Annotated in this window: 1 protein-coding gene; it reads left to right on the forward strand. The window is 62.5% G+C overall.

Annotated features, from left to right (window positions below; genetic code table 11):
• Window positions 1–274 precede the first annotated feature (274 nt).
• The coding region (locus tag EN852_RS34880) for a class I SAM-dependent methyltransferase (protein WP_246694488.1) at window positions 275–531 on the forward strand (257 nt) is incomplete at its 3' end.

Genomic DNA, 531 nt, shown 5'->3' on the forward strand with positions numbered 1-531 from the left:
TCGTCATCGCGCCATTCAACTTCCTCGGCGACGGCTTGCCGGACGCGGCGGACCCCTACAAGTGACATCGCCGCCACGCCGCGCACCGGTTCGCCCGCTCGACCGGTACGACGCTTGTCGGCAGCCTGTTTGATTGTTGCAGGGTTCATCGTTCGCCTCTATGTCTGCCGAGAAGCGATCGGGGCTGAAGACGTCGCCCTCGGGTTTCACCCGTGAACCGCTCTGGTCGCGGGCATTTTCAATTGCTGAGCTGGTTCAGGACACATAGACGCATATGAGTCGCCTCGATAATTTCATCAGCAGGATGAGCGCACAGCGCGACATTCTCAATCAGATCTGCCCCGAGGTGGCGAAGATGGAGGGGCCGGTGCTCGAGCTGGGCCTCGGCAATGGCCGCACGTTCCACCATCTGCGTGAGCTCCTGCCCGGGCGCCGGATCCTGGTTTTCGACCGTGACGTTGGCGCGCACGCCAGTTCGATTCCCGACGCTGAGAATCTCGTGCTCGGCGAGATCCGCGAGACAGCGGTCAG

Source organism: Mesorhizobium sp. M2E.F.Ca.ET.209.01.1.1 (genome assembly GCF_004010375.2).
GTDB lineage: Bacteria > Pseudomonadota > Alphaproteobacteria > Rhizobiales > Rhizobiaceae > Mesorhizobium.